Raw genomic sequence first — 26,514 nt, 5'->3', positions numbered from 1 at the left:
TGCCCGCTCCGTTTTTTATTGGTTTGGAATAAAAAAGCCATTTAAGAAGAAAATAGAATTACATTAATTCAAGAAAAAGAGGAGTGTTTTTGATGAAAGGAATTTCGTCAAAATGGAAATGGCTTTTGCTGTTTTCGTGTATAACGATTTGTTTCGGAATTTTCCCGGAAACAAGAACAAATGCCTTTTCGAGCCAAGTTATTCAAAAAGGCGCGGTTGGTGATGATGTAATTGAACTTCAGGCACGGTTACAAAACATTGGATACTATCATGGAAAGATTGATGGAGTCTATGGCTGGGGTACTTATTGGGCACTTCGAAACTTTCAACAAGATTTCGGACTTCCAATCGATGGCTTTGCCGGGACCTCTACAAAACAGAAGTTGGCAAATGCCTCTAATTTTAATAGGAAATTTGTTCACGAACAGATTAATAAAGGTAACGAGTTTACGTATTATGGAGGAGTCGATATTGAAAAGCAGGTAAAAGTGAAGGGGAATGCATCAGGATCTAAGCCAAGTGGAGGCAAAGCTCCATCCGAAAAAACACCCTCCAAAACTGCTACAGCTGCGAATCTTCCGGGCGGATACTCTCAGAATGATATACAACTGATGGCCAATGCCGTTTATGGCGAGGCGCGGGGGGAGCCATATACCGGTCAAGTTGCTGTTGCAGCAGTAATTTTAAATAGGGTAGAGAGCGTATCTTTCCCGAATACCATTTCGGGAGTGATTTTTGAACCTGGGGCCTTTACGGCTGTTGCGGATGGACAGATTTGGCTGACACCAAACGAAAGGGCAAAAGAAGCCGTAGTGGATGCTATCAATGGTTGGGATCCAAGCGGTAATGCAGAATATTACTTTAATCCCGATACCGCAACAAGTAAGTGGATCTGGTCAAGAGAACAAATTAAAAGAATCGGAAAACATATCTTTTGTAAGTAAAGAGGTGAAGGAAAATGATCAGGAATATAGTGATTGTCCTGCTTGTTGTAGTCGTTGCAGGAACCGCATTCTGGGGCTATCAAGAACATAAGGAAAAAAATGCTGTATTAATCAATGCGGAAAACACGTATCAGCGAGCCTTTCATGATTTAAGCTATCAAGTAGACTTATTGCATGATAAAGTCGGCAGCACATTGGCGATGAATTCTCGATATTCATTAAGTCCGGCCTTAACCGATGTATGGCGTATCACTTCCGAAGCCCAAAGTGATGTTGGACAGCTGCCGTTGACCCTGCTCCCATTCAATAAAACGGAAGAATTTTTATCAAAAATTGCGGACTTCAGTTATAAAACAGCTGTACGTGACCTTGAAAAAGAACCATTGAATGATAAGGAATATTCGACTTTAAAATCCTTGTACACACAGGCAGGTGACATCCAGGACGAGTTAAGAAAAGTGCAATATCTAGTCCTTAAAAACAATTTACGCTGGATGGATGTCGAAATGGCTCTTGCATCAGGAAAAGAAAATTCGGATAACACGATCATCGACGGATTAAAAACGGTAGAGAAAAAAGTATCTGGGTATGGGGAAACAAATGAGATGAATCCGACTTTTACTTCTGTACAACAGAAGGAGGAAAATTACAAAAATTTAGAAGGTAAAGTCTATACAAAAGAAGAAGCTGTTGCTGTTGCAAAAGGCTATGCCCATATTAAAAACGGAAATTTGAAGGTGAATGTCGAAGAAAACGGCAAAGGTTCCGATTACGGATTTTACAGTGTAAGCATTCTTGATAAGGATACCAATAACGAAGTGAATATGGATTTGACCAAAAAAGGCGGTTATCCAATTTGGTATATCAATAATAGGGACATTAACAAAACAAGTATTGATTTGAATCAGGCATATACTAAAGCCGCAGATTTTTTAAAAGAACATGATTTCAGTTCCCTTGAATTGTTTGAAAGTGCACAATACGATAATATCGCTCTGTTAAATTTCGTGACATCAATAGATGGAGTAAAGATTTATCCGGATTCAGTCAAGGTTAAAATAGCATTGGATGATGGATCTGTTATTGGATTTTCAGCGGATGAGTTTTTAAAATCACATAAGGTTAGGGAAATTGGAAACCCAAAAATTTCTGAGGAAGAAGCAAAGAAAAAAATTAACTTAAATGTTAAAATAATGGATCAAGGGAAAGCGTTAATCATTAATGATATTGGCGAAGAAGTACTCTGTTATGAATTTCTGGGTACGATAAACGAAGATACATACCGTATTTTCATTAATGCTGATAACGGCCAAGAAGAAAAAGTGGAAAAACTAAAAAATTCCGAGCCAATATACGAAAATTTAATGTAATTCTCTAATAATTTACTTTACTTACTATCATAGGGAAATGTGCCTAGTCACTTTCCCTTTTTCTTATTTCATGACATAATAATATAAACTATTTTATGGATTATGTGGGAAAATTTATAGGGAAATTCTTATGCAATCTCCTTCTTTAGTGGCTATCATAGAATGCGAGGACGTGGAAATCACAATGATTAATATTGGCGATATATTAATATTGGAACAGATATATTCTTCTCAAAATGAAAAGTTCAAATGTATGGTTGTAGAAATAGAAGCTGGGTGTGTTTATATAGACTTTCCCATCAATTTAGCGACTGGAAAAAATGCATTTCTTGTGGACGGAACTCAAGTGAACGTTACATTTTCTAATAAGGAACAGGCTGTATATGTTTTTGAGTCTGAGGTTTTAGGAAAAGTGAAGGGTCAGATACCGATGATTCAATTACTATTGCCGGATGTAGAAACATTTGTGAAGATTCAAAGAAGGAATTACGTTCGTCTTGATGTAACGCTTGATACAGCCATCCATCCCGAACATTCTGAGTTTACTCCATTTCGTGCACTTACTGAGGACATCAGTGCCGGCGGAGCTTCTATCAGGCTTTTAAAAGGTGCAAATATAAAATCGGATTCACAATTATATCTGTGGATGGCTCTTACTCTAAAATCAGGGCAAATCAACTACTTGCGGTTAAAAAGTCGAGTCATTCGAGTAACTGAGAAAGACCAGGGTAATATGCTACTGCACATACAATTCATTGAACCAACCAAAAATGATGTACAAACATTAATGAGATTTATTTTTGAAAAGCAGGTGGATGTAAAGAAAAAAGGGTTGTATGTTTGAATGAAAAACAGCGATTCTTTCCATACTGATAAGATAATCAAGTGTGGAAGGAGCAGCTTATGAAAACATTTGAAAGGCTGTTAATTAAAGTGATTATTATCCAACTGGTCTGTTTGTTCTTTTTTCAGTTCCTTTTGAGCAGGGAAGATCATATCTTCGAATTAACTAAGCTCTCAAGGTATGAAGGTGTCAATAGCAATAATTATACGAAAATCATTGAAACCTTCAATGGAATATCAAAATAAAAGCGGCCAATCCGCTTTTTTTGTATGAAGTTTTTTTCTGGAAGGAAAACTATTAATGGCCTTTTAAATCGAAAGTATACAAAAGCGAATTTGGATGTACACGCCCTTTTATTAATGATTTTCCCGCTAATTGTGATAAAATGAAAGGGTATTAAATAATCAGCATGATTGTAGGATTCTTGGGAGGATTTATGGAAAAAAAATTATCAGTTGCAATCGATGGACCAGCTGCTGCTGGAAAAAGTACGGTTGCTAAAATTGTTGCAGAAAAGTTCAATTACATATATGTGGATACAGGTGCAATGTACAGGGCCTTAACCTATAAAGCTCTGAATCATCAGATTCCTCTGAATGATGAACAAGCTTTATTTGAGATTCTTATTAATACAGAAATTGAATTAAGACCGAGTGAAAATGGGCAGTTGGTGTTCTTGGATAATGAAAACGTTACAGCCCAAATCAGAAACAATGAAGTGACTGGGTCTGTATCAGAAGTGGCGAAGCACCGGAGTATCCGAGAAGAAATGGTGCGTAGGCAGCAGAATTTTGGTGAAAATGGTGGAGTTGTCATGGATGGAAGAGATATCGGGACACATGTGTTACCTAATGCCGAAGTAAAAGTATTTCTAATTGCCTCTGTAGATGAACGAGCTCAGCGGAGACATCAAGAAAATATTTTAAAAGGTTTCCCATCCGATATTGAAAAGTTAAGAGAAGAAATTGCAACAAGGGACAAGCTGGACTCGGAACGCGAAGTAGCTCCCCTGAAAAAGGCAACAGATGCTATAGAAATTGATACGACTTCATTATCAATTCAAGAAGTGGCAGAAAGTATCATGTCTTTGATAGAAGAGAGGAAAAGATGAAATTGGATTTTTACACATTTGCCAAAAACGTCGTTAAAAGCGTTTTAATGCCTTCGTATAGGGTTAAAACGCTTGGGAAGGAACATTTCCCTAAAGATGGAGGGGTATTGATTTGTGCCAATCACATTGATAATTTGGATCCGCCTATAGTTGGCATAACGTCTCCAAGGGATATTCACTTCATGGCGAAGGAAGAGTTGTTTCAAGCACCGGTTTTAAAGGGTATTTTACCAAGAGTAAATGCCTTTCCCGTAAAGCGGGGAAATAGCGATCGGGAATCTCTTAGAAAAGGTTTAAAGCTTTTAAAAGAAGGTAAGGTGCTTGGACTGTTTCCGGAAGGGACTAGAAGTAAGACAGGTGAATTGGGAGAAGGTATGGCTGGAGCTGGGTTTTTCGCATTGCGTTCTGATGCGGTAATTATACCTTGTGCAATTATTGGTCCCTATAAGTTTTTGCGACCATTAAAAGTGGTTTATGGTCCACCAATAAATTTCACTGAATATAGGGAAAAGAAGGTTTCAGCCGATGAAGCAACCAAGATTATTATGGACCAAATCGGAAAATTGATTTCTGAGCATAAATAATCCTTCATACTTGACAATTTTATGATTTTGTTAGAATTTATAAAATAGGGGTATAGTTCCGTTTTAGGGATGAAAAGGAAAAAAACCTTGTTACTCTAAAAAAAAGCTGTTTTTATCTTTATTAGGAAAGTGTTTTTATTGAACCACTTTAAATAAAATATGTGGCCGATGAAGAGGAAATTTGCTGATCAGTCATGGGTTAAGGAGGAGTTAGTAATGACAGAAGATATGAATCAGGTAGAAGTGAACAATTACAAAGTTGGGGATCAAGTAAAAGCAACCGTTTCAAAGGTAGAAGAAAAACAGGTTATTGTAGATGTAGAAAACAGCAAGTCAGATGGAATTATTCCTATCAGTGAGCTGTCGAGCCTTCATGTCGAAAAGGCGTCAGATGCCGTTTCGGAGGGTGATATATTGGAGCTTGAAGTTATTAAAGTAGAAGAAGAAGCTCTTATTCTATCAAAACGTAAAATTGATGCGTTAAAAGCATGGGATGACCTGGAACAAAAATTTGAAAACGGAGACGTATTTGAGGCAGAAGTAAAAGATGTTGTCAAAGGCGGTCTTGTTGTAGATCTAGGCGTACGTGGTTTTGTTCCAGCTTCTTTAGTAGAAGACTACTTCGTTGAAGACTTTTCTGATTACAGAAACAAAACTTTAACATTCAAGATTGTTGAGCTTGAGAAGGATAAGAATCGTTTAATTCTCTCCCATCGGGCAGTCATTCAAGATCTAAAAGAAAAACAAAAAGCAAATGTTCTTGATACAATTGAAAGCGGGCAAGTACTCCATGGAACAGTACAAAGGATTACCGACTTTGGTGCATTTGTCGATATTGGAGGGGTAGACGGACTTGTCCATATTTCTCAGCTTTCTCATGAGCATGTAGATAAGGCATCAGATGTCGTTACCGAAGGCGATGAAGTGCAGGTGAAAGTTCTTTCTATTGATCGCGATAATGAAAGGATTTCACTGTCCATAAAAGATACTCTTCCGGGGCCTTGGACAGATATTTCTGATAAAGCGGCGAAAGGATCTACACAAAAGGGCATCGTGAAACGCCTTGTTTCTTTCGGAGCATTCGTGGAGATTTTCCCGGGAGTAGAAGGACTTGTCCATATTTCGCAGATTTCACACAAACATATAGCAACACCGCAGGAAGTGTTAAAAGAAGGTCAGTCTGTCGAAGTGAAAGTTCTTGATGTCAATGAAAAAGAACACCGTTTATCCTTGAGCATCAAAGAACTTGAAGATCCTCAGTCCAATTACACATCAGATTATGAACTCCCAGAAGAAACAAAGGGCTTTCAGCTGGGTGAAATGATTGGTGATCAATTGAAAAAACTAAAATAAGAAAATAATGGTGATAGCCTTGGAGAGAGCAAAACGAAAATTAGAGCATATAGACTTTGCATTAAAAACAGGTCAGCAGCGTAAATCCGGACTAGAAGATATTTCGTTTATTCACCAGAGCTTACCAGGAATTTCTTTGAATAATGTGGACCTCACAGTAGAAATTGGCGGACTTAATTTAAGTTCGCCAATTTTTATAAATGCAATGACCGGTGGCGGTGGTCTTGAAACAGAAAAGTTGAATGGGGATTTGGCGATTGCTGCGAGGGAAACAGGGATTGCTATGGCAGTTGGTTCACAAATGGCAGCCATAAAGGATTCCAGTCAGCAGGCATCCTTTAAGGTAGCAAGACAGGAGAATCCTAATGGAGTCCTGATTGGAAATCTGGGAGGTGAAGCAACTGTAGAGCAAGCAAAGCGAGCGAGCGATATGATAGAGGCTGACGCTCTGCAGATTCATCTCAATGTCATTCAAGAGCTGACAATGCCTGAAGGAGATCGGAATTTTTCTGGTACATTATCACGAATTGAAGAAATCAACAGAAGCCTTGGAGTTCCTATGATTGTAAAAGAAGTCGGGTTTGGAATGAGTAAGGAAACCGTTGAACAATTACTTTCCGTTGGAGTTTCAATCATTGATGTGGGTGGGTTCGGTGGAACGAATTTTGCGAAGATAGAAAATGAAAGACGAGCGAAAATACTCGGCTATTTTAATGATTGGGGTATTCCAACAGCTGCCTCAATAGTAGAAGCGGTAAATGTTTCACCTGCGCTTTCAGTTATAGGATCAGGTGGTATTCAAAGTCCTTCAGAAATTACAAAAAGCCTCGCCTTAGGGGCAAAAGGTGTAGGTTTAGCCGGCCATTTCCTAAAACTACATAAAGAATTGGGCTTGGCACAGTTAATTAAAGAAATAAACTACATACATGAAGATTTAAAAATCATCATGACGGCGCTTGGAGCTGCTAATATTTCTGAATTAAGGAAAACAAAAATAGTTATTGCTGGCAATACCTATCATTGGTTAGCTCAAAGAGGTATTGATTGCTCGACATATGCTAAATGAAACAAAAAGAAGCATCTCTAATTGTTCAAAGACAATCGGATGCTTCTTTTTTATTTAGCTGTTTCTTTTTCTTGCCTCTTCCGGGCTTTCCATTTTAGTGGCCCCTTTATGATCCAGTGATTGGTCTCTATCAGATTCCACCCGTTTACTTTCTTTCAATTTCTTTTCTTGACGATCTTTACCCATGAGTACACCTCCTTTTTGTAAATAACTAAATGAACAGTTTTATGTATAGATATTACAAGTACTCATTAAAAATCGAGCTTAATGTTTATTCTTTAAATAAACAAGCCATAATGTTTCCTAAAAGGGGGACGCTACATGGATGGAATTTTGTTTTATTGGATGTCATGGATAGTTTGGGTCATTGTCATGTATTTTATTCCAAAGACTGTTCCATTTCGTTTTGATTTTCTTTTTCATCTGTTAGCTGTCATGGTTTTAGCAGGATATAATCTGGAGGTCTCCTTGCTTTCTATACATATGAGCGGTCTATATCTTATCTTTATACTTTGTGTGTACATAAGGAAGGAATCAATCATCAAGATTATAGAGCTGATCAGCGGTTGCCTTATAATCACTCTTGCTTATGCAAGTTTTCAGCTATTTTCTATGCTTGATCCGATATGGCTCATTATGAAACCTTCTTACCTTTTGTGTATTTTTCTGAATTATCTTATCCTATTACTTTTTAAAAATTGGAAACATCGCTTGTTCGTCCTTTTAGTTGGACTGATTATGGGTGACCTCGTATATTCGGGATTGCTTGTCTATCATTCATTGTCCTATGAGGCACTTACATACGCATGGCATGATAATGCAGTACTGATATTGTGTGCGAACATAGTCTGGAGACTATTGGAACTTATGAGTAGATATATTTTTTCATCACCTCAATCAAGGTTTTTATCGAAGCAGAGAAAAGGGAACTTTAATCAATGAATAATTCTGACCTAACTATTAATGAAGCCAGAATATACGGTATGAGGATAAATGCTTGTTTTATCCAATAAGCAAGGTTGCATTTGGATTTAATTGGAATCGGAAGGCTTTTATGCATACAAACATTGTTGATTGGCGAGAAATTTGTTACTATAGGATAGTTAGAGGTCTGTAGATAAATCGTAATATGCTCTAATCAAATAAAAAGGAAGCTGAATGCCGAAAGCTTTTTTCGGCTATCTTCATTTTTTTGGGCTGTTTTTAATCACGTTTTACCATGCTGAGAGTTCAGCTTCATGTCACCTGAGGAACAGGGGAAGTGAATTGGACAATCTGCATGTAAATACTTGATACGTTTAACTAACTATCAGTGGGGAACTCTCTTACTGATGGAAGTTTCCTTTATATGATGGTGGATGCAGCCTTTTCCTTGAAAAGGAAATAATGAAAATCAACAATGCAGATGCAAGATTAAAAAAATGCATTCATGAATTTCGTGACTTTGACAGAGATATAGTAGCAGAAAGGGTGAATAGCAATGCCAAAACCGGTAATTGCGATAGTCGGTCGGCCGAACGTAGGTAAATCGACAATCTTTAATAGAATAGTGGGAGAACGTGTTTCAATAGTTGAAGACGTTCCAGGAGTAACAAGAGACAGAATTTATAGTTCAGGTGAATGGTTGACACATGATTTTAACATAATTGATACAGGCGGGATCGATATCGGTGACGAGCCGTTCCTCGAACAAATTCGCCAGCAGGCTGAAATTGCTATAGACGAAGCCGATGTAATTATCTTTATGACGAATGGTCGTGAAGGAGTAACAGCTGCAGATGAAGAGGTAGCGAAAATTCTCTTTAAATCGAGAAAACCTGTTGTTCTAGCGGTCAATAAAGTCGATAATCCAGAAATGAGAGATCAAATCTATGATTTCTACGCGTTAGGTTTTGGGGATCCATTCCCAATCTCTGGATCTCACGGGCTTGGTCTTGGAGACCTTTTAGATGAAGCGGCAAAACATTTCCCTAAATTCAGTGGTCAGGATTATGCTGATGATGTTATTAAATTCAGTTTAATTGGAAGACCGAATGTTGGTAAATCATCACTAGTCAATGCCTTGCTTGGAGAAGATCGGGTTATCGTCAGTGATATTGAAGGCACGACTCGTGACGCGATTGACTCACCGTATAAATATAATGGTAAAGAGTATGTCATTATTGATACCGCAGGGATGAGAAAAAAAGGGAAAGTGTATGAAAGTACGGAAAAATATAGTGTACTTCGTGCATTGAGAGCAATTGAACGTTCAGACGTTGTTCTTGTCGTTTTGAATGCGGAAGAAGGTATCCGTGAGCAGGATAAAAAAATTGCCGGATATGCCCACGAAGCGGGTAGAGCGGTCATAATTGTCGTCAATAAATGGGATGCTATCGAGAAAGATGAAAAGACCATGAAGGACTTTGAAGAAAATATTCGTGCTCATTTCCTATTCTTAGATTATGCGCCGATCATTTATCTTTCTGCCCTAACTAAAAAACGTACACATACGTTGATACCAGTCATTGATCAAGCTAGTGAGAATCATGCTATCCGTGTTCAGACAAATGTATTGAATGAAGTGGTTATGGATGCAGTGGCTATGAATCCGACACCAACTCATAATGGGAACCGTTTGAAAATTTACTATACGACCCAGGTAGCGATTAAGCCGCCAACTTTTGTTGTATTTGTTAACGATCCAGAGTTAATGCATTTCTCATATGAGAGATTTTTAGAAAATCGAATTCGGGACGCCTTTGGATTTGAAGGAACACCGATACGCATTTTTGGACGCCAAAGAAAATAGAAAGGGCGGTATGTACAATGGTGAACGCAAAAGAAAGTATCGCAGTTATTGGTGCAGGGAGCTGGGGAACTGCTTTAGCGATGGTATTAGCTGATAATCAGCATGAAGTGAGGTTATGGGGACATAATCCGAAACAAATTGATGAAATAAATCAAGCTCATACTAATAAAAAATATTTGCCGGGAATTGAACTTCCAATAGGAATTAAAGGGTATTCTTCAATCGAGCAGGCTTTAGTTGGGATTGAAATAATTATATTAGCTGTGCCGACGAAAGCCTATCGTGAAGTGCTTGGTCAGATTAAAGCAGCCCATGATAAGCCATTAACAATTGTTCATGTGAGTAAAGGCATTGAACCTGATTCGCTACTACGTATTTCAGAAATGATTGAAGAAGTATCTTCAACAGATTGGCTTAAAGATATTGTGGTCCTTTCTGGGCCAAGTCATGCTGAAGAAGTCAGTTTACGTCATCCAACAACAGTTGCCGTTTCTTCAAAAAATATGAAGTCGGCCGAAAAGGTTCAGGACATCTTTATCAATCATAATTTCCGTGTGTATACAAACCCTGATTTGATTGGTGTCGAAATCGGGGGAGCTTTAAAGAATATAATTGCTTTAGCCGCCGGTATTACGGACGGGTTAGGCTATGGGGATAATGCAAAGGCTGCCTTAATTACACGAGGATTGGCTGAAATCTCTCGTTTAGGAGTAGCCATGGGCGCTAACCCACTCACTTTTTCAGGATTAGCTGGTATTGGTGACTTAATTGTAACTTGTACAAGCGTACACTCCCGTAACTGGAGAGCAGGAAATATGCTTGGAAAAGGACAAAAGCTTGAGGAAGTTTTAGAAAACATGGGTATGGTTGTTGAAGGTGTAAGAACCACTAAAGCTGCCTATCAACTAGCTCAAAAGTACGAAGTGAATATGCCGATTACTGAAGCCTTGTACGATGTCTTGTTTAATGGTGAAGAAGTGAAACAGGCAGTTGACCTCTTGATGAATCGTTCGAAAACGAATGAAATGGAAGAACTCTTTAACATTTTGGATAGCAGACAGCAGGATTAACCTCAAATCTGTAGTTTCAATAAAAGAATTTCATTAAAATGGGCATTCGAGGATGCGCGTTGCAATGTATCAGCATACAATGCAACGAAAGTAAACTAGTAATTTGACCTCGGCACGGGGGATTTAGTCAAATGGGCAGAAGATATCTTGATATCTTCTGCTTTTTTTTATGAATAAAAATCACCCAATCACCTTACATTTTCGTTTATGACAAAATTTATTTTCAGCTTAATTACTTATTTATTGTTTTTTAATTTGATCATCACGAATTATGAATAAATGAATAGATTATTCAAGTTTGCATGAAATTTCTACTAATTTCCTTGTTATTCGCTTAAAATCGACTATTTTTTTTGGTATGAAAATTGCGAAGTGTAATATATTCAGAAATTTCGCAATAAGGAGGCACTAGAAAACGTTGGTAAAATTTTAATCAATGAACACAGATAATTAGGAAGGGGAATGATACATGCAAACAGGTCAGCTGAAAAGGTCTTTAAATTTATGGCATATTGTATTGCTCGGTGTTGGATATATGACCCCGATGGTTGTTTTTGATACATTTGGGATTGTTTCTGAAAAAACAGGGGGACATGTACCGACCGCTTATGTTATTGCTCTAATAGCGATGTTGTTTACGGCAGCCAGTTACGGGAAAATGGTAAAAGTTTACCCGCAGGCAGGTTCGGCCTATACTTACACCCAAAAAACGATTAATCCGCATTTAGGCTTTCTTGTCGGCTGGTCATCGATGCTTGATTATTTATTTTTACCAATGGTGAATGCCGTATTAACAAAAATATATTTAACTGCTCTTTTTCCTGAAGTGTCTCCATGGATATGGGTGGTTGCATTTGTTCTTTTAATGACGGTCATTAACTTATTCAATGTGAACTTTGCTGCCAATTTTAATAGCTTTCTTGTTTTTTTTCAAATGCTAGTCATTATTATATTTGTGGCACTGGTTGTTAAAGGGGTTATGGGTGGTGAAGGTACAGGAGAGGTCTTCTCGATTCAACCATTCATTGGGTCACATATGGAAATGTCCACTCTCATAACAGGAGCAACGATTCTATGTTTTTCTTTCTTGGGGTTTGATGCGGTCACTACGTTATCAGAAGAAACACCAAATCCAACCAAAACGATTCCGCGTGCCATTTTTTTAACTGCTTTTATTGGCGGAGTTTTATTTGTGACAGCTGCTTTTTTTACACAGCTATTTTTCCCTGATGTTTCCCGTTTTGCTGACCCGGAAGCGGCATCACCTGAAATTGCCCTATATGTAGGAGGAAAACTTTTTCAGGCGTTCTTTCTTGCAGGTACATTATCTGGTACCCTTGCTTCAGGTCTTGCATCACATGCTAGTGTTTCAAGGCTTCTATATGTTATGGGTCGAGACCAGATGATCCCGAAAAAACTTTTTGGGTTTATCCATCCTACATATAAAACGCCATTTTACAATGTCATCTTTGTTGGGGCTATATCACTGGTGGCATTATTCCTTGATTTAGTAACAGCTGCTTCACTCATTAATTTTGGAGCTTTAATTGCTTTCACTTTCGTAAATATTTGTGTAATCATCCATGCAATTAGGAATAAAAGCTTTCGTTCAGTTAAAGGATTTCTAAGTAATATCTTGTCCCCGGTAATAGGAGCAGCATCAGTGTTCATTCTTTGGCTTAATCTTGAAATGAGTTCACTGATTCTAGGTGTTATTTGGGCGGTAATCGGTATTGGTTATCTTCTTTATCGGACGAAATTGTTTACCAATTCTCCTCCGCAATTCCAATTTGAAAAAGCTCAAAATATCTAAAAAAATCAGAAACAAGGGAGGGTGTCATATGTCTGATAGAGGGATGAACGGGTCGTAAACGCTCATACCTGTTGTTCTATTTGGTTTTTCGTTTAAGGCGTTAGCGCATATGCTCTGGATTAATCCTATCAATAGTGAATCGGATCATAACAATACAAATGAAAAAATGTAAAAAGAGAATGAAAATTAGAAAGGAAAAATGTTCTTTTGCACAAGTCAGTTTAAAACAATTTGGGGATGCATTAGCGGTACATGTAACAAGGGTCCAATAGAGGGCCCTTTTTTATGTTTACAGATTCAGTTATATTGAAGATGAGTTCAGGAGTAAATGTTTATTTTTTATCTCGCAATTTAGAATTATGTTAAAATAAAGGCTAGTGACAAAAGGAGAGTGAAACTGTGCTATCCATACCGGATGATAAAATTAGACCATTCATAACTATCACAATTGATCAACCTACATTTTTAGCTCAAAAAGTTTATGAGATACAGGAACCTTTCTTTTTTCTGATGAAGGAACAGCAAGTGTTTGCCTATATCCGCATGGAGGACCTCCCGTTAAACGATAGAACATTAACAGCCGAACAGCTTGTGCAGTATGCCTTTTCAATTGATAATGTCTGTAAGTTGCCTCCGAACATCTCTCTGCCGCTTCTTTATCAAATTATCGGTGAACCTATCGTATTGATAAAAACGGATGAAGGCATGCTTACTGGCTATGTTAAAAGGGAAGATGTGTTAGCTGAACTATTCAAGCAGGACAGCAAACAAAATTTAGATCTGTTAAAAGTTATTTTGACATCCATTCCTATGGGGATCTTTGTAGCTGATAAAGAAAGAAATATTGTTAACTTTAATGAATCAGGCTTGAAAATGATAAAAAAGCCTTCAGAACAAGTACTTAATCAACCTGCTGCGACCATCTTCAATAAGCAGCATATACATAGTGTGTTTACCAGTGGAGGCAGTATCCTCAATCAGCTGGAAATTACCGATATAATGAGTGTGCTTGTCGATTATAGCCCAATTCTAAACCATACAAAAGAAGTGGAAGGTCTTATTATCATCGTTCAGGACTTACCAATGGTTGAGGAAATGGCTATGGAAATAGAGTTGATAAAGAGTTCGAATAAGGATTTAAATGCCATTTTAGCGAATATCTATGATGAAATTCTGGTCGTTAATCAAAAAGGGGAACTGTTGCGCTACAGTGACAGCATCATTTCTGGATTCTGGGGAATGGATTTAAAGGATTATATCGGGAAGAACCTCTTGCAAATAGAGGATGAAGGGATTTTTAACCCTTCGGTCACCCGGTTAGTTCTTGAGCAAAAGAAGAAAGTATCGATTGTTCAAGATACGAAAATGAATAAGAAAGTCCTTTCCGTAGGAACCCCTGTGTTCAATGAAAAAGGAGACATTGAGCGAATTGTCATTGCATCAAGGGATATTACAGAAACAACTCAGTTAAAATCAGAGTTAAATGAAATGAGAAAAGAACTTGACTCGTTCAAAAAACAAGATCAATTTTACAAAGAGTTGATTTTCGCCAGTCCTAAAATGGAGCAGATTATTAGCCAAGTGAAAAAAATTGCCCATTTTTCATCTACCGTGTTAATCAATGGAGAGTCTGGTGTAGGTAAAGAAGTGATTGCTGAGTCAATCCATAAAATGGGTAGAAGGTCCAAACAGCCTTTCTTGAAAATAAATTGCGGAGCGATACCGGAAAATTTACTCGAAAGTGAATTGTTTGGTTATACGAAGGGATCATTTACCGGCGCAGATAAAAATGGAAAGGTAGGATACTTTCAACAGGCGAATAATGGCGTTTTATTCCTTGATGAAGTTGGAGATATGCCTATACACCTGCAAGTGAAATTGCTTCGTGTTTTACAGGAACAGGAAGTGATTCCGATTGGTAGTACTACACCTATACCGATTGATGTTCAAATTGTTGCTGCTACGAATAAGAGACTGGAAAAAATGGTCGAGATGGGGACATTTAGAGAAGATTTGTTCTATCGGTTAAACGTCATTCCCATTCATGTTCCGCCTTTAAGGGAAAGACCGGAGGATATACCGCCGCTAGCTTTTCATTTTCTACAAAAGCTAAATGAGCGGTATCACCGGAATTACCATTTTTCGCCAGATGCTCTAAATATTCTGGAGGTCTATTCATGGCCAGGTAACATTCGCGAATTGCAAAATATGATTGAAAGATTGGTTGTCTCCGCGGATGAAGAAATGATTGATGCCGACTTTATCCAGAAGTTCCTTACGGTTGGCAGCGATTTTAAACAGGCAAAACCAATTATAACGAGAATTCTTCCTCTTCAAGAGGCACAGGATTATGTGGAAGAGCAATTGATCATGCTTGCAATGAAACAATATAAAACTACGACGAAAGCAGCTAAAGCGCTGGGGATCAGCCAATCGTCAGTGAGCAGAAAGTATCAAAAAATCTTAGCAGAGCAAAATAAGAGAAGCGAAAAAAATGTATTTTTTTGAATGAAAGCTGTTGACAAGTGTTTAACTTGTACAACGGCTTTTTTTTTATGTAGTAATTGGAAAGCGTCTCGAAGGACTTCTAAAAGGGAGGTATGCATCAGAAAATAAGCTATGCATATTTGCATAGTTTTTATAGATTTTTAAAAGAAAAATAGCTATATCCTTAATGAAACATGTTGGCATGGTTCTTGCTTGTATATATGTATAAGCTAAAAGGGAGGTAAACAGTAAAGTTTTATCAGAGTTATCATAATTAACCAACCACTACAGTTTACTAAAAAAGGAGTTTTTTATATGTCAATTAATGTAGAAAATAAAACAAATCAAGTGAGCCAAACAGAAACACAGGATTATATTAAAAAAGTGCTTCAATTAATCGAACAAAAAGAAATTTCAAAAGAAGATGCCCAATGGGTAACGAAAGAAACTGTTGAAAATTTCCGTAACCATGTAAACCCAGGTTTTTTAGAATATCGGAAAACGGTAACGAAAGATACACAATTCGCAGCAGTAGAATGGTCTGACCAGGATTCCTGTTTTACGGATGTTAATGGAAAAAAATATATTGATTGTTTAGGCGGCTTTGGTATCTATAATGTTGGCCACCGTAACCCCAAAGTTGTAAAAGCCGTTACTGATCAATTGCAAAGACAAGCACTTCACAGCCAGGACTTACTAGATCCATTACGGGCAATGCTTGCTAAGATTCTTGCTGATATTACACCGGGAGATTTAAAATACTCCTTCTTTACGAACAGCGGTACTGAAAGTGTAGAAGCTGCGTTGAAGTTGGCTAAAATGTACAGCGACCGATACACGATTATTTCGACGACAAAATCATTTCACGGAAAAAGCCTCGGTTCCCTTTCGGCTACTGCAAAGGGCATGTTCCGTAAACCGTTCCTACCACTGATTCCGGGCGTACGTCATGTACCTTTCGGTGATATCGATATGATGAGGAAAACGTTCGAAAGTAGTGCCCTAGTCGGTGAAGAAGTTGCTGCTGTATTGTTGGAACCTATCCAAGGAGAGGGAGGAGTCATTCTGCCTCCACAAGGTTATTTGAAGCAAGTTCGAGAATTATGTGATGAGTATGATGCGTTATTAATTTTGGATGAAGTGCAAACGGGAATGGGGCGCACAGGCAAAATGTTTGCTTCTGAGCTTTATGATGTTGTTCCAGACATTATTTGTTTAGCTAAAGCATTTGGTGGTGGAGTGATGCCAGCTGGGGCAGTTGTAGCCAATGAGAAAGTGTTTAAAAGCTGGTTCGAAAATCCGTTCATGCACACAACCACGTTTGGAGGAAACCCACTTGCCTGTGCTGCAGCTATTGCTACAATCGATGTGCTTTTGGAAGAAAAATTACCGGAGCGTGCCGCAGAAGTAGGTGAATACTTCCTAAATGGATTAAGAGAAGTAGCTAACGAGCATAAAGATAAGGTTTTGGAGATCCGTGGACAAGGTTTAATGATTGGCATTGAGTTCCATAAAGACGAAGTAGGTTATGAATTCTCAAAAGCTCTCTTCGATAAAGGTATTTTGGTAGCGGGTACGCTTATAAACTCTAAAACAATCCGGATTGAGCCGTCATTGACAATTCATTTGGATGAAGTTGATACAGTAATCAAAGCGTTTAAAGATGTGTTGCCAACACTTAAATCTTAATTATAATTCAACAAAAAAGCAGCCGAGGGGCTGCTTTTTTGGTTGAATTAAAGGAAGAGAATGGGAGTGTTTTACATTTATTTATTCGGGTAATTTGCAAGAAGTGGAAGTCTTTTATCGGACTATATGTAAGGCTAGGGGTAGTGAAATTGAAAATTATTATTTATCAAATGATTGTGACAAGCAATTTTTTACACAGTTTGGACAATGATTTAATTCCTTTAACGTAATTTGGTATGTTATAATAATTTCTGGAAAAAGGAGTGATAATGATATGACACCTGCTCTGCAAAAAATGTGGATATCCTTTATAGCTATGGGCTTTATGGTTATCTCTATATTTCTTATTTACTTAAGCCGCTATAAATTAAAAGGTTTTTTTAAAGGCTTAACAGCAATTATTGCATACATACTTATGATTCTTGCCGGCTTGATCATCCTTATCGTTGTTCTTAGCGGGCCAACCACTTGATAGGTGAGGAGAAATGATGAAAAATTTTTTCAAAATATTATGTTTATTATGCATCTCGGGATTATTGACTGGGTGTTTGTATCCTCAGAAGCAAAAAATGCAAAATCAACTGCCTTATAAAGAGCAAATACAATCTGTCCAAAGCGCAGTTGATCAATTTCAGAAAGATGAAGGCGGCATTTTGCCAATTGTTACAAAAGAGGCTGAAACACCAATTTACCAAAAATACGTGATTAAGTTTTCTAAGATTTCACCCAAGTATATGGCAGAACCGCCTGACAATGCCTATGAATCAGGTGGAGTTTTTCAATATGTCCTTGTTAATGTTGAAGATGATCCGACTGTAAAACTGTTGGATGTCCGGATGGCTCAGAAAATTCAGGATATTTCCTTGAGATTGAAAGCTTATCAGCAAAGCAACGGTTACCCCCCATTTAAGGAAAGGTTAGCGGATAATGTCTTTACTCTTGATTATGAAAAGATGGGTCTAAAGGAAGCCCCTACGGTCACGAGTCCATTTTCACAAAAAGACTTATATTTCGTGGTTGACGGTGGCGGCAATATTTTTGTTGACTATACCCCTGATTTATATGACGTATTGCAGGGGCATGACGGAGATATTAATCCTGGTGATGATATTCGTGAACTCCTTGTACAAAATTCTGAGTTTGTTCCGGCCTATTCACTGCCATATACAATTGATAAAAAAACAAATAATCCAAAATTTCTTTCAAAATAGTCATAACCCTTCTTCTACAAAATATATTGTAGGGGAAGGGTTATTTCTTTATTTTTATTTCATCTTACTTTTAAAATAACAACCCTTATATAAAATTTCTGGTGGAGGAAGGGATTAAACCAGGGAAATAATTGGAATAAATTTTTAGGACAACATCATAGATATATAGTGTCCTAAATAAAGTAAATGGATAAACGAAATCCCAAAACTCTAATTCGGGAGGGGATACCTTGGAAAAGGTAGATATTTTCAAAGATATAGCTGAGCGGACCGGTGGCGACATTTATTTAGGTGTAGTCGGTGCCGTCAGAACAGGGAAATCCACATTTATTAAGAAATTCATGGAGCTTGTTGTTATTCCGAATATACCGTCAGAAGCTGACCGTGCCAGGGCACAGGATGAATTACCTCAAAGTGCTGCTGGAAAAACGATCATGACGACAGAACCTAAATTCGTACCGAATCAGGCAGCGTCGATTCAGGTTGCGGAAGGGCTTGAAGTGAACATTCGTTTAGTCGATTGTGTGGGTTATACAATACCTGGGGCTAAAGGGTATGAAGACGAAAATGGTCCCCGTATGATTCATACTCCATGGTACGAGGAGCCGATTCCGTTCAATGAAGCAGCTGAAATCGGCACACGAAAAGTAATCCAGGATCATTCCACTTTAGGCGTAGTCGTTACTACGGATGGATCAATCGGAGAAATTCCACGCAGTGATTATTTAGAGGCGGAGGAGAGGGTTGTTGAAGAATTGAAGGAGGTTGGCAAGCCATTTATTATGATTGTCAATTCCGTTCAGCCCCATCACCCAAATACAGTCGCACTAAAGGAATCTTTACAGGAAAAGTATGATATACCTGTATTGGCCATGAGCGTTGAAGGAATGCGGGAATCAGATGTATACAGCGTCCTGCGTGAGGCCCTATATGAATTTCCGGTACTTGAAGTCAATGTGAATCTTCCGAGCTGGGTAATGGTTCTGCGGGAGGATCATTGGTTAAGAGAAAGCTATCAGGAAGCTGTAAAAGAGACCGTGAAGGACATTAAACGCCTAAGAGATGTAGACCGTGTAGTCGGTCATTTCAATGAATTCGAGTTTATCGACCGTGCCGCTCTTGCAGGTATTGAGATGGGTCAGGGCGTGGCTGAAATCGACCTTTACGCACCGGATGAACTCTATGATGAAATTTTAAAAGAAATTGTCGGTGTGGAGATACGGGGGAAGGATCATCTTTTATCTCTGATGCAGGACTTTGCATATGCCAAGGCCGAATATGACCAGGTTGCGGATGCATTAAAAATGGTTAAACAAACGGGTTATGGCGTTGCAGCCCCTTCTCTTAATGATATGAGTCTAGATGAGCCGGAAATTATCCGTCAAGGAGCCAGGTTCGGGGTCAGGCTCAAAGCTGTGGCTCCTTCAATCCATATGATTAAGGTCGATGTTGAATCGGAGTTTTCACCAATCATTGGAACGGAAAAGCAAAGTGAAGAATTGGTTCGATATTTAATGCAAGATTTCGAAGACAATCCACTATCCATTTGGAATTCTGATATTTTTGGCCGAAGCCTAAGTTCTTACGTAAGAGAAGGCATTCAGGTGAAATTAGCGATGATGCCGGATAATGCTCGTTACAAATTGAAGGAGACGCTGGAAAGGATTATTAATGAGGGCAGTGGGGGATTGATTGCTATCATATTATAAAAAAGGTTAAAAGCTGGACCAACTCCTTCATCGGATTGGTCTTTTTACATGTGAGTCTAGAATTTACTAAAAATAAAAAAATGGATGATACGTTTTTGGCTTTACATTAGGGCGTACCGGCTTCTTTGTTGCCAAAGTAAGAGTGGAAACTATTATATTCTAAGAAAAATTTCTCTTGAAGGGAGTTTCTTTCTTGAAAATCTGGTTGTTTTTTCAGTATAATCGCTAAAAGCCTATGGTTATGGGATTTTCAGTAATATAACAAGTTTAATTTCTATAAAAAAGGGAAATGATGTATAGCGAAAGACAAAATTTATAATATATACAATTATTTATGAAAAGATTCCCATTATTTTTTGAATTCCCTTGCTAAGCTAATAGGATTTGTGATAATCTACATACAGAAAACGCGTTATATCAGCGATTTCAACCTATTTTAAAATTTCTAGGTGCATTTTTTGGGAAATTATTTCAGCTTGGTAAACCCTGATTATCAGGGAATGAAAATTTTTGACCGAAACTAATATCAAATCACTATTATAGTGTTGTAATAATGATTTTTTATAAAGATCCTTTTGGGAGGAGGTGAATGGCATGAACAAAACAGAATTGATTAATGAAGTTGTTACAGCAACTGAAATTTCTAAGAAAGACGCTACAAAAGCTGTTGATGCTGTTTTTGATACAATCTTAGAAGCTCTAAAAAACGGTGATAAAGTCCAATTAATTGGTTTCGGTAACTTTGAAGTACGTGAACGTGCGGCTCGTAAAGGTCGTAACCCACAAACTGGTGACGAAATCGAAATTGCAGCTAGCAAAGTGCCAGCTTTCAAACCTGGTAAAGCACTTAAAGATGCAGTGAAGTAACTCTACCATTACATACGGGTGCTTAACCGGAAAAGGGCCGCGTGCAAACGCGGCCCTTTTTTTGCTTCTTAATTTCTATCTGTGATAATATAAAAGACAGTGAATATTTTAGAAAAGTTGATTTTGATAAATTTATTCAAAAGGATATATCATTATGAAAAAATCAATCACGACAAAACTAAGTTTAGAGGTCGCTTTAAGCTAATACATTTCAGTTAGGCTTAGGTTGCTTTAAAAATAGGAAATATGAATGTCAGGGTGAAACACCATGCATTTTTTTCTGAATACATACTATTTTATTTATTTTTAGGAGGTAAGTTTAAATGGCTAATGTTGACCATGCCAAAATTGAAGAAGCGGTGAAAATGCTTCTTGAGGCTGTTGGGGAAGACCCTACTAGAGAAGGACTGCTTGATACCCCTAGCCGTGTAGCAAGAATGTATGAAGAAATTTTTTCCGGACTTACTCAGGATCCAAAAGAATATTTTGATACTGTTTTTGGAGAAGACCATGAGGAACTTGTCCTTGTAAAAGATATCCCGTTTTACTCAGTCTGTGAACATCATTTAGTGCCTTTTTACGGAAAAGCTCATGTAGCATATATCCCGAAAAACGGGAAAGTTACCGGCTTAAGTAAGTTAGCCCGAGCTGTAGAGGCGGTTTCAAAGCGTCCACAACTTCAAGAGCGCATCACCTCAACAGTAGCGGACTCCATAATGGAAAAGCTTGAACCTCATGGTGTCATGGTCGTAGTAGAGGCTGAACATATGTGTATGACAATGAGAGGTGTCAAAAAACCCGGGTCTAAAACAGTGACTTCAGCTGTGAGAGGAACTTTTGCTAAGGATCATCGTACAAGAGCTGAAGTACTGGCATTCATTAAAGACTAAGGATATAGGGGGTTATAAAATGAATGAAAAAAAGATCTTGAATGATTTTGTGGTAATTAAAGCTATTGAGGATAGTGTAAATGTCATCGGTTTAACTAGAGGAACGGATACTAAGTTTCATCACTCTGAAAAACTCGATTCAGGGGAAGTGATGATCGCACAATTCACAGAGCACACTTCTGCGATTAAAATCAGAGGACATGCAAAGATTTATACTCCATTCGGTGAGGTTGAAAGTGATTCGAAAAAGAATCCTTCTGACAAGTAAAATCTTGTCCCTAATTGGTTATGTTTTAAATCAATCACCTGATATCGCGTTTTAACAAGCTGTAAATTTCCCGCATCCATTTTTTTGAATGAACATAAGACGGTGGTTTCCTTATTTATGGAAGTTTCATTTTATAAACGTTGTCCATTTCATCTGATTGTTTTTATGGTATAATAATGTGTATTTTACACAGACAGAAACCAATATGTATGAAAAAAAATTATCTTTCGGGGATGCAAGGGTGATCTCAATTGTTAAACATAACGAACGACTTAAGGCAATTAAAACAATTAATAGAAACCAAAGCTCAACATCCATATTTATTGAAATATATTCAAAAGCCAAGCTTAGACGACGATAAACTGTTATTGCTTTGGGGATTGTTTAACGATTTGGACGTTTTAAGCGAAGAACGGAATCAATACATTATTTCAACTATGCTAGTGCAAATAGCTCTTGATACCCATGAAATAGTGTCAAATTCGGGCGAAGGAATAGAGTTGCCTGAGGAATTGAAAAATCGTCAATTACAAGTACTTGCTGGTGATTATTATAGTGGCTTATACTATCAAGGGCTTGCCGGTGTTGGTAATGTTGAAATGATTCGTATACTATCAAGCGCCATAAAAAAAATAAATGATCATAAAATCATTCTTTATCAACAACGGTCCATTAAGGATGTTCCAACGCTTATAACGACAATTAAAGCGATCGAGGCTTCGCTGATTAATAAATTGGCTGATTATTATAATCAACCTGCCTGGATTGACATTTCAGAAGACCTGCTTCTTTTGAATCGGCTGCATACTGAGATGAGAAACTATCTAAAGTCAGGCCAATCGGTAGTTTTTGATGTCTTAAGAGACATATCTTTTGATGATTCGAATAGTAATGATGTTCTAACTTCAGAAAAGGAAGCACAGATACGGACTCAATTTGACAAGTGTCTGAGGGATGCCAGGCAATCCGTAAAGCTTTCGATGCAGAAGCTAGTAACTAAGAATGACGATTTACTTCAAAGAGTAAACGTAATCTTGAAACAAACAGAGAGTGAAGCAATTTCTTACGTGAAAGAAGGGTGAGTCATGGAGCAGTCTAAAGAGCAAAAAGTTCATCATGTTTTTGAAAAGATTTACGGTAATTATGACAAGATGAATTCCCTCATCAGCTTTAAGCAGCATCTTAAATGGCGGAAGGCTACAATGGCTATAATGAAAGTCCCAAAAGGCGCCCATGCACTTGATGTATGCTGTGGAACAGCGGACTGGACCATTGCCCTTGCTAATGAAGTAGGACCTGAAGGAAAGGTTGTTGGTCTGGATTTTAGTAAAAATATGCTGAAAATCGGCGAACAAAAGGTGAATGAACTCAAGTTAGATCAAGTTTCTCTAATGCATGGGAATGCAATGGAACTTCCTTTTGAGGATAATAGCTTTGATTATGTCACAATCGGTTTCGGGCTGCGGAATGTTCCTGATTACATGCAAGTACTCAAAGAGTTAAACCGTGTTGTTAAGCCGGGTGGAATGGTTGTTTGCCTCGATACCTCACAGCCAACAATGCTTGGATTTAAACAGGGCTATTACTTTTATTTCCGTTTCATAATGCCCGTGTTTGGCAAACTATTCGCTAAAAGCTATAACGAATATTCATGGCTGCAGGAATCGGCGCGCGATTTCCCGGGCATGAAAAAGCTTGAAAGTATGTTCAAACAGGCAGGAATGGAAAATGTCAGTTACAAGGCCCATTTTGGTGGTGTTGCAGCAACACATTTCGGGTATAAGCCTTCAAATAAAGCATAATAGCAATGGACAAAGCTGGGTGAAATGTATGAAATTTAAAATGATGTATTCCTTTTTGAATACAGATTTGCAATTAATAGAAAAAGAACTAGAAGCCGCAATTGAAGCAGACTCCACTGTTTTAAGGGAAGCTTCACTGCATTTACTGCAATCCGGCGGAAAACGAATTCGTCCGGTATTCGTCCTTTTGGGTGCGAAGTTTGGCGATTATGATATTCATGTCGTAAAGCATGTTGCAGCAACATTGGAACTAATCCATACTGCTTCTCTCGTACACGATGATGTTGTTGATGATGCGGACTTACGCAGGGGATCTGCAACTATAAAATCAAAATGGGATAATCGTGTCGCCATGTATACAGGCGACTTCATTTTTGCACGGGCACTAGAAATGATGGCAGTAATTGAGTCGCCGCTTGCGCATCAAATTCTCGCGGATACTATGGTTGAACTATGCCTTGGAGAAATCGAGCAAATTAAAGATAAATACAATTTCAATCAAAATTGGCGGATTTATTTCCGAAGAATTAAACGAAAGACAGCATTACTCATTGCTTCTAGCTGCCAGTTGGGAGCTATTTCAGCGGGTGTCGATGAGAAAATTCATCAAAAGCTATTTAAATTTGGTTATTATGTCGGGATGTCATATCAAATTACTGATGATATCTTGGATTTTACGGCTTCGGAAGAGGAACTTGGGAAACCGGCTGGAAGCGATTTGATTCAAGGAAACATTACTTTACCAGTATTGATTGCGATGGAAGATCCAAAGTTGAAAAGGCTTATCGAAACAGTTCGGGAAGATACGTCTAAAGACGAAATGGCCCATATAATCAATGCTATCAAATCTTCAGGCGCTATTGAGCAAGCTGCTAGAATCAGTGACATGTATTTAGAAAAAGCTTTTTCCGAGTTGAAAGGTCTTCCTGCTATTAAGGCAAGGAAAACATTATCTGATATAGCGAAAAATATCGGAAAAAGAAAGTTTTAGGACTTGGAGTTGCGAAACTCATCAAACAATGGTAATATTCTAAAAGGATTGCCTTATATAGGCAAATAACAATGATACATATTAGGAGTGACAATTATGGAAAGAACATTTTTAATGGTAAAGCCTGACGGCGTTCAACGTAATTTAATCGGTGAAATCGTTTCCCGCTTTGAAAAGAAAGGCTTCCTTCTAGCAGGAGCAAAATTAATGGTTATCTCTCAAGAACTAGCTGAGCAACATTATGGTGAGCACAAAGAACGTCCTTTCTTTGGCGAATTAGTGGACTTCATCACTTCAGGTCCTGTCTTCGCAATGGTTTGGGAAGGTGAAAATGTAATCGCAACAGCACGTCAAATGATGGGTGCTACTAATCCTAAAGATGCAGCAGCAGCTACAATTCGTGGAGATTTTGCAGTAACTGTAGGCAAAAACATCATTCACGGATCAGATTCAGCTGAAAGTGCTGTTCGTGAAATCGGTTTATTCTTCAAAGAAGATGAACTTGTTGAATATTCTAAACTTGTTAACGAGTGGGTTTATTAATAGTTAGTTAATAAATTTTAAAAAAGCGGGTTCTGTCGCCCTTATGCGATAGTACCTGCTTTTTTTTTTTATTATAATCCTTGACAATTGTAACTGTCACTGGTCGTAAAAACTGTTTTTTTAAGAATTTTCAGCCCTCTCCGATATATAAAGAGAAGAACTACTTAAAACAAAGGGAGTCGTAGGTATGCCTCAAGAATATGAAGAGTTTATTCGAAAAATCAAAATGTTGACAGGCATTGATTTGTCATTTTATAAGGAAGGACAAATGAAACGGCGCCTCACTTCTCTTTATGAAAAAAGAGGTTATCACTCATTTCGTGAATATTATAAAGACATTCAAACAAGTCCCAACGTTTTAAATGAATTTTTAGACAGAATGACAATTAATGTTTCAGAGTTTTATCGAAACGCGAAAAGATGGGAAGTATTGGAGAAAAATATTCTTCCCTCTTTATTAGAAAGCCAAAAAAGGTTGAAAATATGGAGCGCAGCCTGTTCAACTGGTGAAGAACCGTACACGATTGCAATGATTTTATCCAATCTTGTTCCCTTAAGCCAGATAGAGATACTAGCGACGGATTTAGATGAGAATGTATTAGCTCGTGCGAAATTAGGAGTTTACCCTGAGCGTTCCTTGAATGAAGTACCTGCTGATATAAAAAAGCAATACTTTATAAAAGAAGAGGATTTTTATCGCGTTGATGATAAAATTAAGCGAAGAGTCACATTTAAGAAACATAATCTTCTTGCAGATCGATTTGATCAAGAATTTGACTTAGTCGTATGCAGAAATGTTTTAATTTACTTCACTGAAGATGCCAAAAGTCTTTTATATGATAAATTCAGTGCGTCATTGAAAAGTGGGGGAGTGTTTTTTGTAGGAAGTACAGAGCAAATATTTAATCCCGGAAAATATGAGTTTGAAACGATTGACACATTTTTTTATAAAAAAAGGTAAATAGTATACAAGGGCTGATAATGCATTCAGTCCTTTTTCGTTTTACTTGCTATAAAAAAACAGGGACTGTATGTCTATGATAAGAGAGATTAAACTATATCGAAAATGTTGAAGAACATGTAAAATAAAATGAATAGTGAATAAATTCAA

Annotated in this window: 27 protein-coding genes; 26 read left to right on the top strand and 1 reads right to left on the bottom strand. The window is 37.7% G+C overall.

Annotated features, from left to right (window positions below):
• The first annotated feature begins 92 nt into the window (after positions 1 to 92).
• The 8 genes from sleB to fni all read left to right on the top strand — a co-directional run bounded on the left by sleB (position 93) and on the right by fni (position 7,272).
• Positions 93 to 944: a spore cortex-lytic enzyme gene (gene sleB, locus NST21_RS18275; protein WP_340890567.1), complete on the top strand. Its 852-nt coding sequence runs from the start codon at positions 93 to 95 to the stop codon at positions 942 to 944.
• Positions 945 to 958: 14 nt separating this feature from the next.
• Positions 959 to 2,314 carry a germination protein YpeB gene (gene ypeB / locus NST21_RS18270; protein WP_056525099.1) on the top strand — a complete coding sequence of 452 codons (1,356 nt, stop codon included), beginning with the start codon at positions 959 to 961 and terminating at the stop codon, positions 2,312 to 2,314.
• A 130-nt stretch (positions 2,315 to 2,444) separates the two neighbouring features.
• Positions 2,445 to 3,158 (top strand): flagellar brake protein, encoded by a 714-nt coding sequence (locus tag NST21_RS18265; RefSeq protein ID WP_340890564.1) that lies wholly within the window; start codon positions 2,445 to 2,447, stop codon positions 3,156 to 3,158.
• A 59-nt stretch (positions 3,159 to 3,217) separates the two neighbouring features.
• Positions 3,218 to 3,403 (top strand): YpfB family protein, encoded by a 186-nt coding sequence (locus NST21_RS18260; RefSeq protein ID WP_053346794.1) that lies wholly within the window; start codon positions 3,218 to 3,220, stop codon positions 3,401 to 3,403.
• A 191-nt stretch (positions 3,404 to 3,594) separates the two neighbouring features.
• Complete coding sequence (gene cmk / locus NST21_RS18255; protein ID WP_053346793.1) at positions 3,595 to 4,269, top strand: (d)CMP kinase; 675 nt, start codon at positions 3,595 to 3,597, stop codon at positions 4,267 to 4,269.
• A 2-nt stretch (positions 4,270 to 4,271) separates the two neighbouring features.
• On the top strand, positions 4,272 to 4,853 hold the full coding sequence (locus tag NST21_RS18250; protein WP_056525415.1) for a lysophospholipid acyltransferase family protein: 582 nt from the start codon (positions 4,272 to 4,274) through the stop codon (positions 4,851 to 4,853).
• A 216-nt stretch (positions 4,854 to 5,069) separates the two neighbouring features.
• On the top strand, positions 5,070 to 6,206 hold the full coding sequence (rpsA, locus tag NST21_RS18245; RefSeq protein ID WP_340890562.1) for a 30S ribosomal protein S1: 1,137 nt from the start codon (positions 5,070 to 5,072) through the stop codon (positions 6,204 to 6,206).
• Between the two features lie 19 nt (positions 6,207 to 6,225).
• Positions 6,226 to 7,272 (top strand): type 2 isopentenyl-diphosphate Delta-isomerase, encoded by a 1,047-nt coding sequence (gene fni, locus NST21_RS18240; protein WP_340890561.1) that lies wholly within the window; start codon positions 6,226 to 6,228, stop codon positions 7,270 to 7,272.
• Positions 7,273 to 7,326: 54 nt separating this feature from the next.
• Here fni and NST21_RS18235 read toward each other — a convergent pair whose 3' ends face one another.
• Entirely contained in the window at positions 7,327 to 7,458 is a 132-nt protein-coding gene (locus tag NST21_RS18235; protein ID WP_082527554.1) for a YpzI family protein, read from the bottom strand.
• Between the two features lie 135 nt (positions 7,459 to 7,593).
• On the opposite strand from NST21_RS18235, the gene NST21_RS18230 reads away from it, so the two are divergent.
• The 18 genes from NST21_RS18230 (at position 7,594) to NST21_RS18145 (ending at position 26,364) form a co-directional block, all read left to right on the top strand.
• The gene (locus tag NST21_RS18230; RefSeq protein WP_340890558.1) at positions 7,594 to 8,214 is read left to right on the top strand and encodes a YphA family membrane protein; all 621 of its coding nucleotides are present in this window, start codon (positions 7,594 to 7,596) and stop codon (positions 8,212 to 8,214) included.
• A 538-nt stretch (positions 8,215 to 8,752) separates the two neighbouring features.
• On the top strand, positions 8,753 to 10,063 hold the full coding sequence (gene der, locus NST21_RS18225) for a ribosome biogenesis GTPase Der (RefSeq protein WP_340453231.1): 1,311 nt from the start codon (positions 8,753 to 8,755) through the stop codon (positions 10,061 to 10,063).
• Between the two features lie 17 nt (positions 10,064 to 10,080).
• The gene (locus NST21_RS18220) at positions 10,081 to 11,133 is read left to right on the top strand and encodes an NAD(P)H-dependent glycerol-3-phosphate dehydrogenase (protein ID WP_340890556.1); all 1,053 of its coding nucleotides are present in this window, start codon (positions 10,081 to 10,083) and stop codon (positions 11,131 to 11,133) included.
• Between the two features lie 469 nt (positions 11,134 to 11,602).
• On the top strand, positions 11,603 to 12,946 hold the full coding sequence (locus NST21_RS18215) for an APC family permease (protein WP_201185646.1): 1,344 nt from the start codon (positions 11,603 to 11,605) through the stop codon (positions 12,944 to 12,946).
• Between the two features lie 399 nt (positions 12,947 to 13,345).
• Positions 13,346 to 15,454, top strand: coding sequence for a sigma 54-interacting transcriptional regulator (locus tag NST21_RS18210; protein ID WP_056525077.1), 2,109 nt, complete (start codon positions 13,346 to 13,348; stop codon positions 15,452 to 15,454).
• A gap of 294 nt (positions 15,455 to 15,748) precedes the next feature.
• Positions 15,749 to 17,122: a putrescine aminotransferase gene (locus NST21_RS18205; protein ID WP_056525074.1), complete on the top strand. Its 1,374-nt coding sequence runs from the start codon at positions 15,749 to 15,751 to the stop codon at positions 17,120 to 17,122.
• Positions 17,123 to 17,160: 38 nt separating this feature from the next.
• Positions 17,161 to 17,352: a hypothetical protein gene (locus tag NST21_RS18200; protein WP_340890553.1), complete on the top strand. Its 192-nt coding sequence runs from the start codon at positions 17,161 to 17,163 to the stop codon at positions 17,350 to 17,352.
• A gap of 44 nt (positions 17,353 to 17,396) precedes the next feature.
• Positions 17,397 to 17,594, top strand: coding sequence for a DUF2768 domain-containing protein (locus NST21_RS18195; protein WP_053346785.1), 198 nt, complete (start codon positions 17,397 to 17,399; stop codon positions 17,592 to 17,594).
• A gap of 16 nt (positions 17,595 to 17,610) precedes the next feature.
• On the top strand, positions 17,611 to 18,333 hold the full coding sequence (locus NST21_RS18190) for a hypothetical protein (protein ID WP_053348123.1): 723 nt from the start codon (positions 17,611 to 17,613) through the stop codon (positions 18,331 to 18,333).
• 230 nt (positions 18,334 to 18,563) lie between these two features.
• Positions 18,564 to 20,042: a stage IV sporulation protein A gene (spoIVA, locus tag NST21_RS18185; RefSeq protein ID WP_056525068.1), complete on the top strand. Its 1,479-nt coding sequence runs from the start codon at positions 18,564 to 18,566 to the stop codon at positions 20,040 to 20,042.
• A gap of 594 nt (positions 20,043 to 20,636) precedes the next feature.
• Positions 20,637 to 20,909: an HU family DNA-binding protein gene (locus NST21_RS18180; protein ID WP_034308023.1), complete on the top strand. Its 273-nt coding sequence runs from the start codon at positions 20,637 to 20,639 to the stop codon at positions 20,907 to 20,909.
• Between the two features lie 323 nt (positions 20,910 to 21,232).
• On the top strand, positions 21,233 to 21,799 hold the full coding sequence (folE, locus tag NST21_RS18175) for a GTP cyclohydrolase I FolE (protein ID WP_056525065.1): 567 nt from the start codon (positions 21,233 to 21,235) through the stop codon (positions 21,797 to 21,799).
• Positions 21,800 to 21,818: 19 nt separating this feature from the next.
• Positions 21,819 to 22,067, top strand: a complete 249-nt coding sequence (gene mtrB / locus NST21_RS18170; RefSeq protein WP_053346782.1) for a trp RNA-binding attenuation protein MtrB — start codon at positions 21,819 to 21,821, stop codon at positions 22,065 to 22,067.
• A gap of 251 nt (positions 22,068 to 22,318) precedes the next feature.
• Positions 22,319 to 23,149 (top strand): heptaprenyl diphosphate synthase component 1, encoded by an 831-nt coding sequence (locus NST21_RS18165; RefSeq protein WP_340890551.1) that lies wholly within the window; start codon positions 22,319 to 22,321, stop codon positions 23,147 to 23,149.
• Between the two features lie 3 nt (positions 23,150 to 23,152).
• Positions 23,153 to 23,869, top strand: coding sequence for a demethylmenaquinone methyltransferase (locus NST21_RS18160; protein WP_053346780.1), 717 nt, complete (start codon positions 23,153 to 23,155; stop codon positions 23,867 to 23,869).
• A 28-nt stretch (positions 23,870 to 23,897) separates the two neighbouring features.
• On the top strand, positions 23,898 to 24,860 hold the full coding sequence (gene hepT / locus NST21_RS18155) for a heptaprenyl diphosphate synthase component II (RefSeq protein WP_340890550.1): 963 nt from the start codon (positions 23,898 to 23,900) through the stop codon (positions 24,858 to 24,860).
• 96 nt (positions 24,861 to 24,956) lie between these two features.
• A complete protein-coding gene (gene ndk, locus NST21_RS18150; protein ID WP_340890548.1) occupies positions 24,957 to 25,403 on the top strand; it encodes a nucleoside-diphosphate kinase in 447 nt (148 codons plus the stop codon).
• A gap of 187 nt (positions 25,404 to 25,590) precedes the next feature.
• On the top strand, positions 25,591 to 26,364 hold the full coding sequence (locus tag NST21_RS18145; protein WP_340890546.1) for a CheR family methyltransferase: 774 nt from the start codon (positions 25,591 to 25,593) through the stop codon (positions 26,362 to 26,364).
• Positions 26,365 to 26,514 lie beyond the last annotated feature (150 nt).

Source organism: Peribacillus sp. FSL K6-1552, from assembly GCF_038005205.1.
GTDB classification, from domain to species: Bacteria; Bacillota; Bacilli; order Bacillales; family DSM-1321; genus Peribacillus; species Peribacillus butanolivorans.
Note: the sequence above shows the minus strand (reverse complement) of the source record. Positions and strands in the feature narration are given on the sequence as shown.